Origin of the sequence: Halorubrum sp. LN27, from assembly GCF_016635065.1 — an archaeon.
Lineage (GTDB): Archaea > Halobacteriota > Halobacteria > Halobacteriales > Haloferacaceae > Halorubrum > Halorubrum salipaludis.
Genome location: NZ_JAEPET010000001.1, coordinates 1,229,846 through 1,247,503 on the forward strand (window position 1 = coordinate 1,229,846; position 17,658 = coordinate 1,247,503).

At 66.6% G+C, this 17,658-nt stretch carries 18 protein-coding genes; 12 read left to right on the plus strand and 6 right to left on the minus strand.

The window, feature by feature from the left end; all coding sequences use genetic code 11:
• Positions 1 to 10: 10 nt before the first annotated feature.
• Together JIN95_RS06105 and JIN95_RS06110 are read right to left on the minus strand one after the other, a co-directional pair.
• Positions 11 to 679, minus strand: a complete 669-nt coding sequence (locus JIN95_RS06105) for a hypothetical protein (protein WP_095637044.1) — start codon at positions 677 to 679, stop codon at positions 11 to 13.
• Entirely contained in the window at positions 676 to 1,641 is a 966-nt protein-coding gene (locus tag JIN95_RS06110; RefSeq protein WP_200530803.1) for an NAD(P)H-binding protein, read from the minus strand. Before JIN95_RS06110 ends, JIN95_RS06105 begins: the two co-directional genes overlap by 4 nt.
• A 95-nt stretch (positions 1,642 to 1,736) precedes the next feature.
• Here JIN95_RS06110 and JIN95_RS06115 point away from each other — a divergent pair, with 95 nt between their 5' ends.
• The 4 genes from JIN95_RS06115 to JIN95_RS06130 all read left to right on the plus strand — a co-directional run bounded on the left by JIN95_RS06115 (position 1,737) and on the right by JIN95_RS06130 (position 4,521).
• The gene (locus JIN95_RS06115; RefSeq protein WP_095637042.1) at positions 1,737 to 2,657 is read left to right on the plus strand and encodes an MBL fold metallo-hydrolase; all 921 of its coding nucleotides are present in this window, start codon (positions 1,737 to 1,739) and stop codon (positions 2,655 to 2,657) included.
• A 73-nt stretch (positions 2,658 to 2,730) separates the two neighbouring features.
• Positions 2,731 to 3,336 carry a hypothetical protein gene (locus tag JIN95_RS06120; protein WP_095637041.1) on the plus strand — a complete coding sequence of 202 codons (606 nt, stop codon included), beginning with the start codon at positions 2,731 to 2,733 and terminating at the stop codon, positions 3,334 to 3,336.
• Positions 3,337 to 3,361: 25 nt separating this feature from the next.
• The gene (locus tag JIN95_RS06125) at positions 3,362 to 3,892 is read left to right on the plus strand and encodes a hypothetical protein (RefSeq protein WP_200530804.1); all 531 of its coding nucleotides are present in this window, start codon (positions 3,362 to 3,364) and stop codon (positions 3,890 to 3,892) included.
• Positions 3,889 to 4,521 (plus strand): YigZ family protein, encoded by a 633-nt coding sequence (locus JIN95_RS06130; RefSeq protein ID WP_200530805.1) that lies wholly within the window; start codon positions 3,889 to 3,891, stop codon positions 4,519 to 4,521. Before JIN95_RS06125 ends, JIN95_RS06130 begins: the two co-directional genes overlap by 4 nt.
• A 214-nt stretch (positions 4,522 to 4,735) precedes the next feature.
• On the opposite strand, the gene JIN95_RS06135 is transcribed toward JIN95_RS06130, so the two are convergent.
• A complete protein-coding gene (locus JIN95_RS06135) occupies positions 4,736 to 6,403 on the minus strand; it encodes a DNA-directed DNA polymerase II small subunit (protein WP_200530806.1) in 1,668 nt (555 codons plus the stop codon).
• 121 nt (positions 6,404 to 6,524) lie between these two features.
• Between JIN95_RS06135 and JIN95_RS06140 the strand changes: the two genes are divergently transcribed.
• The gene (locus JIN95_RS06140; RefSeq protein WP_200530807.1) at positions 6,525 to 7,688 is read left to right on the plus strand and encodes a S26 family signal peptidase; all 1,164 of its coding nucleotides are present in this window, start codon (positions 6,525 to 6,527) and stop codon (positions 7,686 to 7,688) included.
• Between the two features lie 49 nt (positions 7,689 to 7,737).
• On the opposite strand, the gene JIN95_RS06145 is transcribed toward JIN95_RS06140, so the two are convergent.
• Positions 7,738 to 9,480 (minus strand): orc1/cdc6 family replication initiation protein, encoded by a 1,743-nt coding sequence (locus JIN95_RS06145; RefSeq protein ID WP_200530808.1) that lies wholly within the window; start codon positions 9,478 to 9,480, stop codon positions 7,738 to 7,740.
• Between the two features lie 1,282 nt (positions 9,481 to 10,762).
• On the opposite strand from JIN95_RS06145, the gene JIN95_RS06150 reads away from it, so the two are divergent.
• The 4 genes from JIN95_RS06150 (at position 10,763) to JIN95_RS06165 (ending at position 14,090) form a co-directional block, all read left to right on the plus strand.
• Entirely contained in the window at positions 10,763 to 11,404 is a 642-nt protein-coding gene (locus tag JIN95_RS06150) for an Era-like GTP-binding protein (RefSeq protein WP_095637036.1), read from the plus strand.
• The gene (locus JIN95_RS06155) at positions 11,404 to 11,817 is read left to right on the plus strand and encodes a DUF2073 domain-containing protein (protein ID WP_095637035.1); all 414 of its coding nucleotides are present in this window, start codon (positions 11,404 to 11,406) and stop codon (positions 11,815 to 11,817) included. Before JIN95_RS06150 ends, JIN95_RS06155 begins: the two co-directional genes overlap by 1 nt.
• Complete coding sequence (locus JIN95_RS06160; protein WP_200530809.1) at positions 11,818 to 12,624, plus strand: Zn-ribbon containing protein; 807 nt, start codon at positions 11,818 to 11,820, stop codon at positions 12,622 to 12,624.
• A gap of 284 nt (positions 12,625 to 12,908) precedes the next feature.
• On the plus strand, positions 12,909 to 14,090 hold the full coding sequence (locus tag JIN95_RS06165; protein WP_095637033.1) for an aspartate kinase: 1,182 nt from the start codon (positions 12,909 to 12,911) through the stop codon (positions 14,088 to 14,090).
• Positions 14,091 to 14,188: 98 nt separating this feature from the next.
• On the opposite strand, the gene JIN95_RS06170 is transcribed toward JIN95_RS06165, so the two are convergent.
• Positions 14,189 to 14,602, minus strand: coding sequence for a hypothetical protein (locus tag JIN95_RS06170; RefSeq protein WP_095637032.1), 414 nt, complete (start codon positions 14,600 to 14,602; stop codon positions 14,189 to 14,191).
• 206 nt (positions 14,603 to 14,808) lie between these two features.
• Between JIN95_RS06170 and JIN95_RS06175 the strand changes: the two genes are divergently transcribed.
• Positions 14,809 to 15,693, plus strand: coding sequence for a hypothetical protein (locus JIN95_RS06175; protein WP_200530810.1), 885 nt, complete (start codon positions 14,809 to 14,811; stop codon positions 15,691 to 15,693).
• A 34-nt stretch (positions 15,694 to 15,727) separates the two neighbouring features.
• Here JIN95_RS06175 and JIN95_RS06180 read toward each other — a convergent pair whose 3' ends face one another.
• A complete protein-coding gene (locus JIN95_RS06180) occupies positions 15,728 to 16,309 on the minus strand; it encodes a hypothetical protein (protein ID WP_095637030.1) in 582 nt (193 codons plus the stop codon).
• Between the two features lie 136 nt (positions 16,310 to 16,445).
• Between JIN95_RS06180 and JIN95_RS06185 the strand changes: the two genes are divergently transcribed.
• Entirely contained in the window at positions 16,446 to 17,018 is a 573-nt protein-coding gene (locus JIN95_RS06185) for a magnesium transporter (protein ID WP_200530811.1), read from the plus strand.
• A 98-nt stretch (positions 17,019 to 17,116) separates the two neighbouring features.
• Complete coding sequence (locus tag JIN95_RS06190) at positions 17,117 to 17,632, plus strand: magnesium transporter (protein WP_200532112.1); 516 nt, start codon at positions 17,117 to 17,119, stop codon at positions 17,630 to 17,632.
• Positions 17,633 to 17,658 lie beyond the last annotated feature (26 nt).

The window sequence follows — 17,658 nt, forward strand, 5'->3', positions numbered from 1 at the left end:
CGATCTGCGCTCAAGACAGCGCGATCGCCGCGGAACAGACGATCGCGACCGCGAGGACGTGCCCGACGACCGCCCCGAGCAGGACCGGCTCTTCGAGTAAGAAGGGAACCAGCGACAGTTGGATCGCCGAGAAGGCGACGTTCTCCGCGTCGAGCCGCCTGACCCGCGACGTCGCCGCCGGAGGGAGATCGACGTGGACCGCGCGCCACAGCGCGACGACCGCGCTCCACCACGAGGTGCCGATCCGGTAGGTGAGGTCCCAGAGGATCAACAGCGTGAGGTAGACGACCGGAATCGGCGGGTTCGGACCGAACAGCCGGTCGATCAGCGCGCCGTCCCACGCGATCATGTACGTGAGGAGGGCGATGAACGCCAGCACGCCGAGGACGATCTCGATGCTCGACCCGAACAGCAGCCGCTTGTGCGAGGGCGGCGTCGGGAGTCCGCGGTTGATCGCGCCGAGCCGGTGCATCTCGACGCTGCCGACGGCCGCCACCGCGACGGCGACGGACCCGGCGACGACCGCGTCCCACAGCCCGTAGTACCAGCCGAGCGCCACCACGCCGACCTCGAACAGGACGAACTGGATCGCGACCGCGAGGGTCCGAGAGAGGCCAAGTCCGGGGATCCCGCCGACGAGGCTCTCGTACACCCACGTCTCGCCGTAGTTGCGGCTCACGAGCGCGACCCCTCAGACCGGATCGCCTCTGACCCACCCGCGTCCGACCCAGCGCCCTCGGACCGACTCATCTCGTCGATCGCCCGCGCGACCGCGACCTCGAAGGGCGTCTGGTCGATCGGGATGAGGTCCCGGATCCGGTCGTCCTCGACGATCACGGTGTTGCGGAGCCCCTCGACGAGCGACCGGGCGAGGTAGGGATTCACGTCGGTGACCAGCCGGAGCCACTTCGCGGACAGCTCCGGGCTCAGCACGGGCACCCGAATTATCCGCAGCCTGTGGCCGAGCTGGCGGCGAGTCCGTCGGAGGATCTCCGCGTACGTCAACACGTTCGGGCCACCGATCTCGAAGGTGTCGCCGGCGGTCGCCGGCGCTTCGACCACGCCGACGAGGTAGCCGACCACGTCGTCGATCGCGATCGGCTGGCAGAGGGTGTCGACCCACTTCGGCGTGGTCATCACCGGGAGCCGGCTCGCGAGGCCGTAGATTACCTCGAAGCTCGCGCTGCCGGCACCGACGATGATCGCCGCCCGCAGGGTCGTGAGCGCCGGGTCGCCGGTCCCGAGAATTCGTTCGACCTCGCGGCGGGATCGGAGGTGTTCGGAGAGGTCCTCGCGGTCCTCGCCGAGCCCGCCGAGGTAGACGATCCGGCCGACGCCAGCGGCCGACGCCGCCTCGACGAAGTTCCGGGCGCAGTTGCGGTCCCGCTCCTCGTAGCCCGGACCGCCGTCCATCGAGTGGACGAGGTAGTAGGCGGCGTCGACCGGGTCGCCGCCGATCTCGAACGCGGGCGGGAGGGTGTCGGGATCGAGGAGGTCGCCCTCGACGACGCGAACGCCCGCGGGCGGGGCGTAGCCGTCGGCGTCGCGGACCAGGGCGACCACATCGTGACCGCGGTCGAGGAGCGCCGGGATCAGCCGGCTGCCGACGAAGCCGGTGGCGCCGGTGACGAGCACGCGCATACGGATCCCTCGGACGGAGCGACCATAAGGGTCCGCCACGGGCTCCCACCGAACGGACCGATCGTTAAAAGGCGTCGCGCGCGAGTCGTCCCCGCATGCACGCAGGCGAGTTCGAGGCGGTCCGCGGGGTGCCGGACCTGTACGTCCACGACACCGGAATGTTCGACACCGACGAGTACGGGGCCGTCTACGTGTACGACGCCGATCGGCCGATCGTGATCGACACCGGAACGGGGGCGAACCGCGAGTCGCTGTTCGAGACGATCGATGAGATCGGGATCGGACGCGAGGAGCTGGCGTGGATCCTCCCCACGCACGCGCACCTCGACCACGCGGGCGGCGCGGGCCACCTGACCGAGCGCTATCCGAACGCCGAGGTCCGCGTTCCCGAGAAGGGAGTCCGGCACCTCGTCGATCCGGGCGCGCTCGTCACCGGCACGAAGTCCGCGGTGCAAGACCAGTGGCAGTACTACGACGAGCCCGCGCCCGTCCCCGAGGACCGCATCGCGGGGCTCGCCGAGGGGGATCGGATCGACCTGGGCGACCGCGAGCTCGTCGTCCACGAGGCCCCGGGGCACGCCCCGCACCACGCGTTCTACCACGAGCCCGACGACGACGTCGTCTTCACCGCCGACGCCGCCGGGATCTACGTCCCGGAGGTCGACACGGTCCGGCCCACGTCGCCGCCGCCGCAGTTCGACCTCGATCAGTGTCTCAGGGACCTCTCGGCGATCGAGGAGATCGATCCCGAGTACCTCTGTTTCGGCCACTTCGGGCCGCGCGAGTACGAGCCGTCGCTGATCGGCGAGGCGAAGCGGGCGTACGTCGAGTGGGTGGAGGCCGTCCGGGAGAAGCGCGAGGAACTCGGCGACGACGAGGCCGTTGTCGAGCACTTCGTGGAGACGAGCCGGGACGTGGAGTTCTGGAACCCGGAGCGCGCGAGGGCCGACGCGAGCCTGAACTCCCGCGGCGTGCTGGCGTATCTCGACTACGTCGAGGAGGAGTCTGAGGAGTAGCGTCGACTGCGAGGGATGTCCCCGCTCCCGACGGAAACCTCCTAAACCCCGCGTCGCCTAGCCGTGGCCATAGATGGGCATCTTCGACACGATCCGCGCCGTGCTCGGGACGAGCGCCGAGACGGACGCGACCCGCGAGGCCGACCCCGAGGACCTCTTCGGGATGTCGACCGCGTACATGACGATGGAGGCCGACCTCGGCTACGACCACTGTGGCGAGGCCGCGCTGTGTTTCTCCGGCGTCGACAGCACTCGATTCGACGACGCCGTCGAGACCGTCGAGGCCATCTTGGAGGCCGGCGAGATCGACACCGGGACCGGGTTCCACCGACACGAGGACGACCACGGCTACCAGTGGTTCGTGCTGGAGGACGACGACCCCGAAGACCTAGTGACGAGCATCCACTTCGCGGCCGACCAGTTCATCGAGGAGGGGTTCGGCTCCCGCCTGCTCGCGGCCGTCTTCGGCTTCGAGCGCGACGGCACCGACGCCTACTGGATCTACTCGTTCCGGCGCGGCGCGTACTACCCGTTCTCCCCGAAGGGGACGAGCGACCGGAACCAGCAGGTCGAGTTCAAGCTCCAGTCCGTCCTCGACGGGGAGCTCGGGCTCGAAGACGACGAGTCCTACTGGTACCCATTGTGGCCCGACGCGCGGGGGAACCACCCGTGGGAATGAGCGGACGAGCCGAGGAGGCGACCCGATGAGCACGACCGAGAGCGGTTCGGACCGGGAGTTCGCCGGGCGCGACACGACCCGAAAACGCCTGCTTCGGGCGGTGGCGGCACAGACCGCGGCGCTGAGCGCGGCCGTCCACCTCCTGTGGGCGTGGCCGCGGCTCGTCGAGCCCGCGGACGCGCGGCCCTACGTGTTCCTCCTCGGCGGCGTGTTCACCGTCGCGATCGCGGCCGCGACCCTGCGCGCGGACGAGTATCGGCGGCTGTACGCGCTCGGCGCCGGCACCCTCGCGGCGTTCCTCGTCGGCTACGCGTGGTGGCACGGTGGCGGGACCGCCGCGGCGCTCGCGAGCGACCCGCTTGCGATCGTCGGCAAGGGCGCTGAGGTCGTCGGCGTCGTCGCGTTCCTCGCGCTGTACCGACTCGCGCCGCCGACGAGCGTCGTGGTCGAACGGGTGAAGGAGGCCGGGAGCGAAGCGACCGGCGGAGAACCGACCGACGGAGAAGCGACTGACGGGGAACCGACCGACGGAGAAGATCAAAGTCCCCGCGCATGAGCGACACGTACCTGACCGTCGCGGAGTCCGGGACGGCGACGTTCGAGGTGCAGGGCTCGGAGTTCCTCGGGCACGTCGCGCCGGCGGACACGGTGGCGGCGGCCGAGGAGTTCGTCGAGCGCGTCCGCGCCGAGTACGACGACGCGACTCACAACGTGCCGGCGTACCGGGTCCCCGCGGGCGAGGCCTCCGCCCGGACGCCCGGCAGCGAGGTCATGCTTCGGGAGTACTCCTCGGACGACGGCGAGCCGACCGGGTCGGCGGGGAAGCCGGCGCTCAACGTGCTCCAGCAGCGCGAGATCCGGAACGTCGTCGCGGTGGTGACCCGGTACTACGGCGGGACGAACCTCGGCGTCGGGGGACTCGCGCGCGCCTACTCGCGGGCGGTGAAAGACGGGGTCGACGAGGCCGGCGTGATCGAGGAGCGGCCGCACCGGCGGCTGGTCGTGGAGACCGAATACGACGACTCCGGGACCGTGCGGGGCGTGATCGAGTCGTCCGGCGTCGAGTTCGACGCCGACTATGACGAGCGCGTGCGGTTCGCGCTTCGGGTCCCCGTGGCCGAGGTGGGGGCGCTCGTGGAGCGGCTCAACAGCGCGACCAGCGGTCGGGTCGAGATCGATCGGTAGTCGTATCGGTGGTGGGAGTTGGCGACGAGGGCGTCAGTAGCGAGCCCGTCGATAGCGAACAGGCGACGCGCGGCTTGAGTTCGGTTGTCCACGGCGGTGCGTCGCGCTCCCGCCCAGTGCGCCGCGGACGGCGGTCAGGTCACGGTGGGGGTGGCCGCGGGTTGGTACTTCAATCGTCGGACGCGTTGGTTGGAGGTCGGACCGCTCAAAGACGCTACGCGAACTTCCGGACGGTCATCTCGAGGGTGTCCAGATCGAGGATCGGCGCGTAACCGGCGTCGGGGTCGATGTTGACGGACTTCTGGAAGTCGGTCTGCGCCTGCCAGCAGCCGGAGTTGACGGCGAGGACGTTGTGGTACTTCCCCCACCCGAGCTTGTGGACGTGACCGGTGTGGAACACGTCGGGCACGTCCTCGATGACGAGGTAGTCGCGCTCCTCCGGCGCGACGCGGGTGTGACCGCCGAACTGCGGGGCGACGTGCCGCTTCTTGAGGAGCTGGTACATCGCCTTGTGCGGCTCGTCGTAGCTCGCCTTCTCCTCGGGGAGCTCCGCGATCACCTCGTCGAGCGAGACGCCGTGGTACATCAGCACGTCGACGCCCTCGACGGTGACGGTCGCGGGGTTCGAGACGATCTGCGCGTCGTGGACGTCCATGATGGAGCGGATCTCGTCGTTGAACCCGGGCTGGGGCTCCGCGAGCCGGACCGCGTCGTGGTTGCCTGGAATCATCACGATCTCGGTGTCGGCCGGCACCTCCTTGAGGTACTCAGCGAACGCCTCGTACTGGTCGTAGATGTCGACGATCTCCAGCTCCTCGTCCTGGTCGGGGTAGACGCCGACGCCCTCGACCATGTCGCCGGCGAGCAGCAGGTACTCCACCGGCTCGGCCTCGGGCGTGTGGAGCCAGTCGGTGAAGCTGCTCCACGCGTCGGCCATGAACTCGTCGCTGCCGACGTGGACGTCGGAGATCAGCGCGGCCTGCACGTGACGGTCGGCCGCCCCCGTCCGGTGGGTCCGCGGAACGTCGGGGAAGTGGAGGGAGTCGGCGAAGAGGATGCCGGAGTCGTCGGCGAGCGTTCCCTCGACCGCGAGACACTCGTCCATCAATATCTCGTCGACGAGGTCGGCGAGCCCCTTGTCCTTCATGATCAGCGCGGGGAACGTTCCGGTCGTGTCCTCCAGTTCGACGAGCCAGTGGCCGGATTTCGTGGATCGGACGTCGTTGACGAGCCCGATCATCGCGGCGTCGCTCCCGCCGGGCATCTCCGCGATCGCCTCGGCGGGGCGGTGGTTGACGCGGCCGCGGAGCACCTTCGAGAGCCGCTCGTAGCGGTCGCGGAACGTCTGGACGAAGTCCCCGTATTCGCCCGTTCCGGTGCTCCGACCGGTCATGTCGTTGCCGATCTCCAGCTCTCGGAGGTCGGGGTCGTGGTGGGGGGGATCGACGGGGGGGTCGACAGCGTCGTGGTCGGTGGTGGATCCGGCGTCCGAAGAAGACCCCTCTGTTTCGACTGGAGATTGGGCTGTAGAGGTCGCAGACGGCGTTTCGTCGCCGGTTCGGTTCGGAGTGGATTTATGGGTTCGGGTGGTTCCGGAATCGGCGGAGTCGGAGTCGGTGGAGCCGGCAGAATCGGTACCTGAAGCCGTCGGGTTGGTACCTGAAGCCGTCGGATCGGTGCCGGAAGCGGACCGGTCGCCCGTGACGGCGCGAACGTGGTCGGCGGTGATACGAAGGGCGTCGTCCGGGGCGTGATCGACGACCGATTCGACGGCGGCGGCGGAGTCGGATGCGCTCGCCAGGAGGGTGATCGCTTCGCGTTCGGCGTTGTATCCGCGTCTAGCGAGCTCCTTGGCGATCCGGGCGTTCGACTCCAGCGGCACGACATCCGAAACGGGAGCGCGGCTCAAAACGGTTCCGGAGCCCGTCGGTTCCCCGAGATCGGCCCCGACCGCGGCGACGTGACCCGGAAGCTTATGACCGAAACCCGTCAACCCGAACGTAATGGATGAAGGGGATCGGTCGGGCGAGGACGACGGACCCGACCGGGAGACCGGGTCGGCGGACAGCGACGTCGAGAGCGACGATTCCGCCGGGAGTGATCCCGCTACCGGAAACGGTCCCACTGCCGGTGACGGCTCTACCGGCGGATCCGACCGCGACAGCGGCGAAGGCGCTGCCGACGATCCTGCGGCTGTCGGATCGGGCGACGAGACCGAGAGCGACGGGAGCGGAAACGACGAGACCGAGAGCGACGGGAGCGGAAACGACGGGACGGAAGCGGACCGGGCGACGACCGAAGCGGACCGGGCGACGACCGAAGCGGACCGGGAGGTGACCGGAGCGAGACGCCCGGAACTAGAAACGAACCAGCCGGAGCCCGAACCGAGAGGGAATCAGAGGGCTTCAGACGGGGGAGTGCTGTACCGGTTCCGTCACGACAGGGAGGGACCGCTGATGTGGATCCGCGAGATGCTTTCCAGCGTCGCCATCGTGCTCGTGATCGGGCTGATCCTGTTCGGCGTCAGCGGCGTGTGGCCGCCGATGGTCGCGGTCGAGTCCGGGAGCATGGAGCCGAACATGGAGGTCGGCGACCTCGTCTTCGTCACGGAGCCGGGGCGGCTCGCGCCCGACGCCGCCGACAACGACATCGGCGTTGTGACCCACGAGGTCGGCGAGCAGGCCGACTATCGAACGTTCGGGTCCTACGGCTCGGTGGTGATCTATCGGCCGCCCGGCCGGACGGCCTCGCCGATCATCCACCGGGCGATGTTTCGCGTGGAGGAGGGCGAGAACTGGTACGACCGGGCCGACGATCGGTACCACAGCGCCGCCGACTGCGGCGATCTCAACCACTGTCCCGCTCCCCACGACGGGTTCATCACACTCGGCGATAACAACGGGGCGTACGATCAGGCGAACGGCCTCGCGGCGCCGGTCAGAGCCGACTGGGTGACCGGAGTCGCGCGCGTCCGCGTGCCGTACCTCGGCTACGTCCGGCTGATCGCGACCGGACAGGCCGATCCGGGCGACGTGCTGGGGACGACCGTCGCGATGCGAGGGGTACAGGTGGGGAGCGTCGGCGTCGGAGGCGTCAACGGAGAAGCAGCTCCAGATGAGAGGCCCATCGTTTCAGGTGGAGATGTAACCGGAGGCGCAGTCGGCTGAAGCGAAATCGAGAGGGAATGCGGAAGGCCCGGATCAAGGTCAAGGCGCCTCAGTTGTCGAATCGGGCCTGCACGAACGGCTGTGCGTTCTCGATATCGCCGAGCCGGGAGTCGGACAGGAGGACGGCCTCGGTTTCCTCGACGGGGACCGACAGGCCCATCTCCTTCGTGCGGCCGTAGCGTCCCTTCGAGACGACGACGGCGTTGACGATCCCGAGCATGTCGAGCTCGCTGATGAGGTCGGTGACGCGGCGCTGGGTGAGCACGTCGGCGTCGATCTCCTCGCAGAGCCGCTTGTAGATGTTGAACACCTCGCCGGTGTTGATGTTGTGAACCCCGTTCTTCTCCAAGAGGATCACCGCGAACAGGACGATCTTGCTCTGAGTCGGGAGGGTTCGGACGACCTCGACGACGCGGTCGAGTTCGATCTTGTCCTGGGCCTGCCGGACGTGTTTTTCGGCGACGATCTCGGCCTGCGAGCGCTCGGCGAGCTCGCCCGCAGTCCGGAGCAGGTCGAGCGCACGGCGGGCGTCGCCGTGTTCCTGCGCGGCGAACGCCGCACAGAGGGGGATCACGTCGTCGGTGAGCGCGTCCTGTTTGAACGCGATATCGGCGCGGTGCTGGAGGATGTCGCGGAGCTGGTTCGCGTCGTACGGCGGGAAGACGATCTCCTCCTCGCCGAGGCTGGACTTGACGCGTGGATCGAGGAAGTCGGTGAACTTCAGGTCGTTCGAGATCCCCATGATCGAGATGCGCGAGCGGTCGAGCTCGGAGTTCATCCGCGAGAGGTTATAGAGGGTGTCGTCCCCGCTCTTCTCGACGAGCTTGTCGATCTCGTCGAGCATGATCACGACCACGCGCTCGTGGTAGTCGACCGCCTCGAAGAACGTCGAGTAGACGCGGTCGGTGGGCCAGCCGGTCATCGGAACCTCCTCCATCTCGTCGGCGTCGGTTTCGAGCTCCTCGATCCGCGCGTCGAGCTCGTCGAGAGTCGCGAACTCGGTGTCGGCGAGGGCGCTCGGATCGTCGACGGCGCCGGATCGGAGCTCGCGACATCGGTCGAGTCGATCCGCGATGACCGCCTGGTTCTCCTCGATGAAGGTGTTCGCGAGCTGCGCGAGGACGCGGTACTGCGTGTCCGTCACCTCGCAGTTGATGTACTCGACCTCACAGGGTACGTCGTACTTCTGTGAGGTGGACTCGAGCTCCTGGGAGACGAACTTCGCGGAGGCCGTCTTTCCCGTGCCCGTCTTCCCGTAGATGAGGATGTTAGAGGGCGTTTCCCCGCGCAGTGCGGAGACGAGGATCGTCGCCATCCGGTTGATCTGGTCGTTGCGGTGGGGGAGTTCGTGGGGGGTGTAGGACGGACGCAGGACCTCTTTGTTCTCGAATATCGGTTCTCCGGAGAGCAGGTCGTCGAACAATCCCTGGTTCTCGTCTTCGTCGTCGAGAACGACGCCGTCGAAGTCGACGTCGGTCGAAGACCGGTCCCGTCCACCGCTTCCGACATCGATGTCGGTCGATACGTCGTTGATGTCGGCCGACGGGTTTGATTCAATCTGATCCGAATCTACCGAGCCCGAATCTACCGAGCCCGAATCTACCGAGCCCGAATCTACCGGATCGGACTTCATCGAATCCGTTTCCGTCGGGTCATCCGAAGGCGGCTCGTCGAGATCGGGATCGGTCCGGTCAGTGTCGTCGTCAGGGTCATCGGTTTCGGACAGGTTTCTGCCGATCCCGCTGTCGTCCACTGATTTATCGGTCTGGGATGTGTTCTCTCCTTCGTCCATGGGAACCCCCCTGTTTCAGGTGGAAACCGCCTGCGCAACAACGACAGATGTCGTATGTCGGCCTGAAACGACGATATTCGACCACGAAGTCGGTCGAATATGTCCAGTTGATGCAGTCGAACCAGATGAAGAGGGGGGACAAAAGTGTTGCCCTCTGGACCCGAAACTGACCATTCTGTCAGAGGTCAACGAGATATCGACGCCGGAATCGGTGACGAACTTACGGAGGCGAAATCACGGTAACGATGGGACGCTAACAATATCACGAAGACCAGATCGAAATGACGGGTGACCAGATCGAAACGACGGTAGGGAGTATTCGATCGGGCTAGAGACGGGGTAGATGAGTTAGGTGATTGGGACGATAACTGATTGGTCGGGACGATAGCTAGTGCTCGGAACAGTAGCTGATCGAATCATAGCCGGGAACCGTTGGACGAGAAGTGGAGGTGTCGGTTCTTGAGTTAAACAATGAGCAAGACCCGATCTGGCGTCTCTGAATCTCCCGTTGCCTTTTGATTCTCATTCTATTTCTCTACGTCGTATCTCGTCATTTGTCCTTTTGACCCCCCCCCACCCCTTCGTTTCGGGTGGAACCCGAATTTGGTGGGGGAGGGGGGAGAGAAGCTGTTATTATATATCGGTGGTTTTATTACTATACTATTTGAACAGTGCCCTCGACAATCCCTCATAGTTTATTTTGTTGTTGATGTTGTATATACTAAGAGAATATATCTCGGTATGAATATCCAACCCTCCGCCGACAGTTCCCAACCCCACACCGACAGCCGTCTCCAGTCGAAACGAAGGGGTGGGGGAGGGCGTGGGAAGCAACGTGACAGAACGGGGTCGGAAGACAGACAGAACGGGGTCGGAAGACAGACAGAACGGGGTCGGAAGACAGACAGAACGGGGTCGGAAGACAGCCGGACGAGACGGACGGGACGGCACGTCCGAGACGGCAGTTTCGGGACGACAGCTCAGAAACGAGTGTGGGCCCGTTCGATATCACGCCCCTCGACTCAGATATGTGGCATCTCCAACGTTCCCACCGATATAGGTAAAAATATATAAATAAAATCAAGTCAACAAACACTCGATATTACGTCCCTCAACGACCGCACGACCCGAATACTGCCAAATCGGCTGTGTCTGACGCAGTTCTTAAGTGAGAGGGGCGTGGATTCTATCGTAATTCCCCGAACACACGCTGGATACCCGGTATCGGGCGTTACCACACCGCACAGAGTGTCCGGGAGAGAACACAGGACTGGAGGTCAGGATGGGACTGCTCACGAATCTTAAAGACAGCATATCACGGGTCACCGACGGGCTGTTCGCGGCCGACGAACCCAAGCGGATCGGGATCTACGGACCGCCGAACGCCGGAAAGACGACCCTCGCGAATCGGATCGCACGCGACTGGACGGGTGACGCCGTCGGGCCGGAGAGCCACATTCCACACGAAACCCGGCGGGCGCGCCGGAAGGAGAACGTGGAGATCGAGCGCAACGGGCGCAAGGTCACCATCGACATCGTCGACACGCCCGGCGTGACGACGAAGGTCGACTACAAGGAGTTCCTCGACCACGACATGGAGAAGGACGACGCCGTCCGTCGGTCCCGCGAGGCGACCGAGGGCGTCGCCGAGGCGATGCACTGGCTCCGTGAGGACGTCGACGGCGTCATCTACGTGCTCGACTCCACGACCGATCCGTTCACGCAGGTGAACACGATGCTCATCGGGATCATCGAGTCGCAGGACCTCCCGGCGCTCATCCTCGCGAACAAGACGGACCTCCCCGGATCGGACGTCCAGCAGATCGCGAACGCCTTCCCGCAACACGAGACGATCCCGCTGTCCGCGCTGGAGGGAGACAACATGGACGAAGTGTACACCAAGATCGCGGAGTACTTCGGCTAATGCCGGGCCCAACCCCAGACGTCGACGACGACGCTCCCTCGGACGACTCCGACGACGGGGTCCGGATCGACATGATAAGCGGCGCCCGGATGGACGGGCTCACCGGGATGGAGAAGATCCGGCTCATCCTCGACGGGGTCCGCGACGGCAACATCGTCATCCTCGAAGAGGGGCTCTCGCCGGACGAGGAGTCGAAGCTCATCGAGGTGACGATGACCGAGATCAGTCCCGACGACTTCACCGGCATCGAGATCGAGACGTACCCGAAGGCGGAGGCGGGCGATCAGAGCTTCCTCGACAAGCTGATGGGCCGCAAGTCGACCCAGAAGCTCACCGTCATCGGTCCGGCCAACCAGATCGAGACCCTGCACAAAGACGAGAACCTCATCAGCACGCTCGTCTCCCGCAAGTAAATGCCACACCAGTGTACCACCTGCGGTCGCACGTTCCCCGACGGCTCCAAGGAGATGCTCTCCGGCTGTCCGGACTGCGGCGGGAACAAGTTCCAGTTCAAACCGGCCAGCGAGACGGCCGACGAGCAACCGTCGTCCGGCGGGGACGGACCGCCGGCTACCGACCGTCAATCGCCTCCCACCGATCGCCAGTCTCCCACCGATCGCCAGTCTCCCACCGACCACCAGTCTCCCACCGACCACCAGTCACCCACCGACCACCAATCTTCTCCCGCGGACGGCCAGCCCGCCGCGGATAACCGGCCTGCCGCGGACAGTCACCCCACTTCTGCCGACGACGACGCCACCGCTGCCGGCGACGCTGCCGCCCCCGAATCCCCTCGACCCGATTCCGGGACTCCGGACGATCAGTCCGCGACCCCGAACCCATCTGGCTCGGACCCGAACGGGTCGGACTCGGAACACGTTCGCGAACGAAGCGAAGAGAACGTCGCGCAGGCGAGCGCGCGCTCGGACGTCGTCTCGCCGGACGAGCTCGATCGGGCGAGCCGAGATGTCGAGAGTGCCCCGGCCTCCGGCGACCCCGATTCGGACGCACCGGCCGAGACGGAGGGCCCCCGCCCCGACATCGACGATCTCCGCGACGAGCTCAACGAGCAGTTCGAGAGCATCCGGATCGTGAGCCCCGGGAAGTACGAGCTCAACCTGATGGAGCTGTACGACCGGCAGGAGTACATCATCTCGCTCCAGGAGGACGGTCGGTACGTCATCGAAATGCCCGACGCGTGGGGCATCCAAGACGAGTGATCTGACGCTCTCGGTCCTTCTTTCCGTCTTCTCACCGATCAGTCGATCGAAATTCGCCGAGCAGCGCCCCGTTTCGCGATCGATCCGGATCGTCTGGCGACCCTTGTCGAAGAAGACACAGTTATGCGGCTTCCTCCGTTACGGGCGCCCATGTCTACCGATCACACTCTCAGTGCAGCGTCTCGGTCGCTCTCTCTCCCGGAAGGATCGCATCGAACGGTTCGGCTCGCCCGACGGACTCGACTGAGCGACAGCGCGCGGTCGGCCGGTAGCGAGGTGGCCGTATGCGCGTAGTCGCGAAGTTCGGCGGCACGAGCCTCGGAAGCGGCGACCGGATCGAGCGCGCGGCCGACTCGGTCGCGAACGCGGTCGCGGCGGGCCACGAGATCGCGGTCGTCGCGAGCGCGATGGGGTCGACGACCGACGACCTCCTCGACGACATCACCTTCGAGACGGACGACGCCGACCGCGCCGAGATCGTCTCCATGGGCGAGCGGACCAGCGTTCGGATGCTCAAGGCGGCCCTCTCGGTCCGCGACGTCGACGCGGTCTTCCTCGAACCCGGGCATCCGGACTGGCCCGTCATCACGAATGAGCTCGGCGAGGTCGACGTCGAGGAGACGAAGAAGCGCGCGCGCAAGATCGCCGCCGAGATGGACGGCGTCGTCCCCATCATCACCGGCTTCCTCGCGGAGGACCACGACGGGAACGTCACGACCCTCGGGCGGGGCGGGTCCGACACCACCGCGGTCATGCTCGGTAACTACATGGACGCCGACGAGGTCGTGATCGTCACCGACGTCGAGGGCGTGATGACCGGCGACCCGCGGGTGGTCGAGGGTGCGCGCAACGTCGGCCGGATCACGGTTGACGAGCTCCGGAATCTCTCGTTCCGCGGCGCGGAAGTCGTGGCGCCGTCCGCGCTCTCGTACAAGGACGAGGACCTCGCCGTCAGGGTCGTCCACTACCAACACGGCGACCTGCTCAGGGGCGGCACCCGGATCGAAGGGGAGTTCGAGAGCCTGATCGACATGCGCGAGGAGCCGCTCGCGTGTCTCACCATCGCCGGCCGCGCGATCCGGAACCGCGCGGGCATCCTCTCGCAGCTCGCGAACGCGCTCCGCGAGGAGGAGATCAACATCGACGCGGTCGCCTCCGGAATGGACTCGGTCACCTTCTACGTCGACGTTGACGTGGCCGAGACGGCCGAGGCGCTACTCCACGAGGCCGTCGTCGACGACGAGGCGCTCTCCTCCGTGACCGTCGCCGATCCGATCGCGGTCATCCGGGTGACCGGCGGCGAGCTCCCGAACCAGTCCGGCGTCATCCAGGAGATCATCGCGCCCCTCGCCGAGGACGGGATCAACATCATCGACCTGATCACGAGCGCGACCTCCGTCGCCGTGTTCGTCGACTGGGACGACCGCGAGGAGGCGCTCGAAATCGTTCAGGGTCGGTTCGACTGACGCGGCGGACTGTCGGCTGACGCGGCGGACTGATTCGATTCGACTGACGCGAAGCTGAGCCGATTCGATCGACGGTACCTCCTCGTCGACGCGCGGTCTCAGCCGTCCAGGTCGTCCGGATCGATCACGTATCGGGTCGTCCGGCGCCCCTCGAATCGCGGTCCGGGGCCTCCCCGTTCGAATCCCGACCCTTCGAGGATCTCCCCGGTGCGCTCGTCGTTCGGAACGACCGCCTCGACCCCCATCCCTTCCCGTCGAGCGAACCGACGGGGCTCCTCGAACAGTCGCCGGATCGCCTCGTCGTCGCCGTCGAAGTCGGTCACGTGTACGGTCTCGCCCCGCGCGTCGAACGCGACGAATCCCGTGACAGCTGCGCCGTCGTCGTCTCCGCTCCCCGCCACCGCGACGCGAACCGATCGGTCGTGGATCATGTCCTTCACGACCCCTCGCGGCCGATCGGTCGCCGTCGCCAGCGCTTCGGCGTCCGATTCGAGTGCGTCACGGATTCGCATACTACGGGTATCCGGCGGTCAGGTATAAAAGCGATGTCGTGGCGTCTCGCGGACGAGACGGGGTCCTGTCTCGCGGAAAAATATAGCTTTAAACGACGTGCGGACCCAGAGACCCCCATGAGCAAATCCACCAAGATCGTCGTCGGAACGGTCGGCGTTTCGGCCGCCCTGTCGCTCCTCATCATTCTCTCGTACGTCTTCGCGTAATGTTCTCGACGCGTCCGCTCGACGACGACCTCGATGCGGTCCGGGAGGCCCACGCGCCGGGATCGCCGGTGCTCGACGTCGACGCGGACTTCGAGACGCTCCCCCCGGCCGCCGCGGAGGACCTCGGCCTGTTCGTCGACGGGCTCTCGCCCGCGTCGTTTCCGGTCGAATGGCTTCCCGAGGAGGTGCCGGACCTGCTCCGCGCGTACGCCGGGCCGACCTTCACCGTGGGGCTTCCGGGGGACGGGACCGTCGTCCGAACGACGCAGACCGACCCTCAGGCGGTCCTCGTCAAACACCGAGCAGAAGGGACTCCAGATGACTTCCTCGCGTTCCTGATCGCGGACCGACTGGTCCAGATCGGCGTCGAGCCGACACCGGGATCGTTGCCCGACGAGACAGCTGGCTCCGGCTTCTCCGAGGGTTCCCTCCCCGAGAGCTTCCTCCCCTTCTTCGGCGAGCGCTACCGCGACCTCGACGCCGCGATCCGTCGGCCGGACCCGGACACGGGCGCGTCCACGACCGGGCTGGGCCCAAGCGACGTGTTCCAGATCGCGACCGCGTTGTTCGACGCCTGGGTCGGGCTGTACACCCGCGACGCCTTCGCGTCGTGGGAGGGGACCCATTCCCGGCTGTTCGACGCGTGGGTCGACGCCGGCGACAGCCTCGACGGGCGGCTCGGCGAGCTTTCCCGCGAAGTCGCCCGCGGCGAGACCGACTTCGCGAGCGCGACCGAGTACGCCTGCTCGGCGGTCCGGCACGGCCTCGACCTGCCGGCGCCGTTCGCGGCGCTCGACACCGCGGCGTACCGCGACCGCGGCGCTCCCTACGCGGTGACGTGGGCGGAGAAAACGGTGGCCTCGATGGTCGAGGCGTCGGAGTAGTCGAGTAGCCGAGGCGTCGGACCGTCGGAGCCCCCTACTTCACGTCGACGGTCACGTTCCCCTCCCCGTCGAGCTCGATGACGCCCTCGAACAGCTCTCGGAACCGGTCCAGCGTCGCGACCTCGTGGACCTCCTCGGAGAGGTGGAAGATGCCGACCGCGTCGTGTTCCTCGAGGAGATCGAGGATGTCCGCGGCCGCCTCGTACACCGCGTCGTCGTCGGCGTAGTAGGCCATCTCCGTGAGCGAGTCGACGGAGACGCGCCGCTTCCCCTCGTTTTCGGTGAGGAACCGCTCCACTCGGTCGACGACTCCGTCGAGGTCGTCCGGCGCTGAGACGTAGTACACGTCGTCCGAGGAGCGCCGGGAGTACCCCCGCTCCACGGAGAGCGTGTCGAGGATGGTCGCCTTCGTCTCGTCGACGTCGTAGTACTCCAGCTTCTGCTCGACCTCGCGCGCGGTGGTCCGCGTGGAGACGACGAGGAAGGCGTCGGTGTCGGTCTTCAGGAAGTCCGTGTCGATCCGGTCGGTCTCGCCGATGCTCGGGTGAACGAGGAGGAGCCCGGTCCCTCCGGGGATCGTTTCCGGCCCGTTCTCGATGGCGAGCGAGTAGTCCATGGGATCTGAAACCGGCCCGACCGACTTAACGGTGCGGGCCGCGGCGGTCGCCCGTCGTTCGGTTTCCCGGCCCGTCCGCTTCCGTTCGGGCTGGTCACGTCCGGTTTTTTCACCGTCGGCGTCATGGACACGATCGATGCCCGGTCACGACACCGCCCGCGACGTCTACCGGCAGGCGCTCCCGGTGATCCTCATCAGCCTCGTCGCGGGGCTGTTCTCCGGGACGATCCTCGGCTCGGAGACGATGCGGGCCGGGATCTCGGAGGTCCCCGGGCTCCTCTTGCTGCTCCCGGCGTTCCTCGCCACCCGCGGGGGCGTCTACGGCTCGCTCGGCGCGCGGCTCTCGACTGGCCTCCACCAGGGGCTCATCGAGCCCCGGTTCCGGTTGGACCGCCGCCTCAGGAACGCGATCCTCGCCTCCTTCATCAACGGGATGACCGTCTCCGTGTTCATCGCGGCGATCACGTACCTCTGGCTGCGCCTGTTCGGGAACGAGGGGAACCTCATCGAACTGGTCGGGATCATGGTCGTCGCCGGCTTCCTCTCGGCGGTGCTCATGATCTCGGTGCTGATCGCCGTCATCTTCGTCGGGTACCGGCGCGGACTCGACCCCGACAACGTGATCGGCCCCGTCGTGACGACCCTCGGCGACGTGTTCGGGATCTTCTTCCTGCTCGTCGGGATCTACGTCGTGGGGGCGGTACTGTGAGTTCGAGCGACTCCGCCGACCAGCGGGACTCCGACTCTGGAACCGCCGGCGACAGCGAGTACGTCGACGAGTGGTCTATCCGCCGGATCGTTCGGACCATGATCCCGCTTTTGGCCGCCCTGTCGGTGCTCCAGCTGGTCTCCGGGACGGTCCTCGAAACCTACGAGGAGACGCTCGTGGCGAACCCCGCGCTCCTCGTGTTGGTCCCGGTCCAGATCGGGACGGCGGGGAACCTCGCGTCAATCACCTGCTCGCGGCTCACCACGCAGCTCTACCTCGGGACGTACGAGCTGTCGGCGTCGAACCCGGACCTCCGGGCCAACGTCGGCGCCGTGTTCGCGCTCGCGGGGACCGTCTTCGGCGCGGTCGGCGTCGCCGCGTGGGGGATCGGCGTCGCGCTCGGCGGCACCCTCGGGCTCGGGCGCGTGCTCCTCGTCTCGCTCGTCTCGGGGCTGCTGCTCGCCGTCCTCGTCGTCGTCGCCAGCGTCGCCGCGGTCGAGATGTCGTACCGCGTCGGACTCAACCCCGACGACACGACCATTCCCGTGGTCACCAACCTCTGTGACGTCGCCGGGGTGCTCATCCTGTTCGCGGTCGTCTCGGCGGTCGTGTGAGGCGGTGGGTGGCCGTCTCGGCGGTC

Coding starts and splice junctions, on each gene's coding strand:
- JIN95_RS06110 (WP_200530803.1), bottom strand. CDS start 1,641: ATGCGCGTGCTCGTCACCGGCGCCACCGGCTTCGTCGGCAGCCGGCTG.
- JIN95_RS06115 (WP_095637042.1), top strand. CDS start 1,737: ATGCACGCAGGCGAGTTCGAGGCGGTCCGCGGGGTGCCGGACCTGTAC.
- JIN95_RS06120 (WP_095637041.1), top strand. CDS start 2,731: ATGGGCATCTTCGACACGATCCGCGCCGTGCTCGGGACGAGCGCCGAG.
- JIN95_RS06125 (WP_200530804.1), top strand. CDS start 3,362: ATGAGCACGACCGAGAGCGGTTCGGACCGGGAGTTCGCCGGGCGCGAC.
- JIN95_RS06130 (WP_200530805.1), top strand. CDS start 3,889: ATGAGCGACACGTACCTGACCGTCGCGGAGTCCGGGACGGCGACGTTC.
- JIN95_RS06140 (WP_200530807.1), top strand. CDS start 6,525: ATGGATGAAGGGGATCGGTCGGGCGAGGACGACGGACCCGACCGGGAG.
- JIN95_RS06145 (WP_200530808.1), bottom strand. CDS start 9,480: ATGGACGAAGGAGAGAACACATCCCAGACCGATAAATCAGTGGACGAC.
- JIN95_RS06150 (WP_095637036.1), top strand. CDS start 10,763: ATGGGACTGCTCACGAATCTTAAAGACAGCATATCACGGGTCACCGAC.
- JIN95_RS06155 (WP_095637035.1), top strand. CDS start 11,404: ATGCCGGGCCCAACCCCAGACGTCGACGACGACGCTCCCTCGGACGAC.
- JIN95_RS06160 (WP_200530809.1), top strand. CDS start 11,818: ATGCCACACCAGTGTACCACCTGCGGTCGCACGTTCCCCGACGGCTCC.
- JIN95_RS06165 (WP_095637033.1), top strand. CDS start 12,909: ATGCGCGTAGTCGCGAAGTTCGGCGGCACGAGCCTCGGAAGCGGCGAC.
- JIN95_RS06170 (WP_095637032.1), bottom strand. CDS start 14,602: ATGCGAATCCGTGACGCACTCGAATCGGACGCCGAAGCGCTGGCGACG.
- JIN95_RS06175 (WP_200530810.1), top strand. CDS start 14,809: ATGTTCTCGACGCGTCCGCTCGACGACGACCTCGATGCGGTCCGGGAG.
- JIN95_RS06180 (WP_095637030.1), bottom strand. CDS start 16,309: ATGGACTACTCGCTCGCCATCGAGAACGGGCCGGAAACGATCCCCGGA.
- JIN95_RS06185 (WP_200530811.1), top strand. CDS start 16,446: ATGCCCGGTCACGACACCGCCCGCGACGTCTACCGGCAGGCGCTCCCG.
- JIN95_RS06190 (WP_200532112.1), top strand. CDS start 17,117: ATGATCCCGCTTTTGGCCGCCCTGTCGGTGCTCCAGCTGGTCTCCGGG.